Below are 2,269 nucleotides of genomic sequence, written 5' to 3'. Positions count from 1 at the left end.
TATCATGGGATTTCGGAAGATGTTTACTTTATACGTCGACGATGGGACTATTTTATACGAAACCTAATGGAAGCAGAACCGCCAAAAGAGTATGCGATTAAAGATCCTATGTTTCCAGGATAATGTACAGATAGTATTCTCTATTAGGGGTACGGAAAAAATTACCACTTTTTGGATCCACTCATTATTTTAGTTATCAGAATTAGAGTTCCGTTAACTTTTTAAGAAGAATTTAACAAGGTTTGTTTACAGAATACTTGTAAATACTGCTAAAAATAAATTTACGGAACACATTTCAAGAAGATTTCCTTGAAAACTTCAAATCTAATTGCCTTAAAGTTATTGTTTTATCATATATTTGAAATTTTTTTGCAAGTGGCCCGAAAAAGAATAAATCGTTGTCATAACCCCTAAAGATACAAAATTTAACTAAAATAGGGGGAAATGTATGATTAGGGAATTAAGAAGGTTTCTGTTACCTACTGTAACTGCCGCAGCTTTATTGCTGCCATCTTTATTTGGGGCAACTAATCACGCAGAGGCAGCAACTACGTTTGGTCCATCTATGAAATCGGTTCTTATGTATGCTGGAAAAATTGATCCTGCTGCTTCTACCACTTATAACACATATACAGATACTGAGCTTACGAATCTCATGAAAGGAGCCAACCAGTTTATTGTTTTATCACCGAAAATTTCTGTTCATGATGATACTGATTACAAATTAAAATTAGATTTAATCAAAAAAATCATAGCAAAAGATAGTAGTGCAAAAATTTGGTTAGGGACTTTACATAGAGGTTCAAAAAGTACAGATTTTAAATCTGCCCCTCTTACCGCAGAACTAGAAAAATTCAAAACCGAATTAGGTAGTGTAATCTGGACAAACAATATAGTAGGTATTTACGTTAATGTTGAACATGTTTATAAAGATACTGCTGATCCAGATGGTACTAAGGCTACAGTATATACTGGAGATTATTGGAGTAAATTAAATAATAGTATGAACTCTAATGTGACTGTCCAGCTATTTAAAGCGCTTGATACATGGGCTTCTTCTTCCACAAACGGATACAAAAAATTAGCATGGGCTCCTTATGTTGATACAGATACTGATATTTTAAGAAGAGTAGCTTGGGTAACCAATCAAACCAATCTTTTTGATGTAGTGCTTCTACAGCCTAATTGGTATTTTCATGGCGATACCCAACAAAATGGTACAGTTCTGAACAAACCCGATTACTTACTAAAAGTTGTTAAAAAAAGCATGATAAATGGAACACTTTCCTATACAGACGGAAGCTATATCCTTCCACAAGCTTATGTAAATAAGAGAATAGGAACTATTGGAGTGGATATGGAGTACGATGAGAAAATTGCCGGTACTACTACAACTAATATTACAAAATATAATAGATTAATTGATTATGAAACAACATTTAAAGAAGAGTTAGCATCTAAATCCTATCCATTTACTTACTATATGGGATCTCCTGGTGCTAATGGTATAAGATACTTGGATATGACTACTACTTATGGTAAGTATACATGGGAGTATATGGTGGATTATTACTCGAATGGTACGGTCCATCCTAAAAAATAATGCAAGAAAGACAAGATAAAGACCAATACTGTAGCTTTATAATAAAGTTTGGTTCTGTTGCGAAGTTTTGTTAAGGTTAAGTGGTGCTAACAAAAATAGGACAGAATGGTGTTTGTAAAAATAATCATTATGAAGATGATTACGAATTCAATGTTGACCTTTTGTCATTGGTAGAGATGATAGCTGTATGGTTAGTATGAAACAGCAAGCAACCACCTATACAATATGAATAGAGGAGAGGAATGCCTTATGAAAACACGTAGTCAAATTACATGTGCAAGTTTGGCCCTTTTAATAGCTGGAAGTTCCCTGTTATACACAACACCAACCTCAATTGTAAAAGCAGAGCCCACTCAAAATGTATCTAGTTCGTCACAAACAAGCACGCAACGAGATCGTAATTCCGTCAAGGAAGCTATGCGGGATACATTACAACTTGGATACCCGGGGATACTTGCTAAAACTTCTGAGGGTGGAAAAACTTGGGGGTATGCCGCTGGGGTAGCGGATCTGAACACCAAGAAACCAATGAAAACAGATTTTCGCTTTCGTATTGGCAGCGTAACGAAGACGTTCACTGCAACGGTTGTACTTCAATTAGCTGGAGAGAACCGCCTGAATCTAGACGACTCCATCGAAAAATGGTTGCCTGGTGTCATTCAAGGA

At 35.5% G+C, this 2,269-nt stretch carries 2 protein-coding genes; both read left to right on the top strand.

The features are described 5' to 3' along the window. Window positions 1-448 precede the first annotated feature (448 nt). Window positions 449-1,603 carry a hypothetical protein gene (locus HRG09_RS27945; protein WP_174104050.1) on the top strand — a complete coding sequence of 385 codons (1,155 nt, stop codon included), beginning with the start codon at window positions 449-451 and terminating at the stop codon, window positions 1,601-1,603. Window positions 1,604-1,828: 225 nt separating this feature from the next. Continuing rightward, the coding region (locus tag HRG09_RS27940) for a serine hydrolase domain-containing protein (RefSeq protein ID WP_174104049.1) at window positions 1,829-2,269 on the top strand (441 nt) is incomplete at its 3' end.

The sequence above is a fragment of the Bacillus sp. Xin1 genome (assembly GCF_013314535.1).
Lineage (GTDB): Bacteria > Bacillota > Bacilli > Bacillales > Bacillaceae_G > Bacillus_A.
This window is presented reverse-complemented; position numbering and strand designations above follow the sequence as displayed.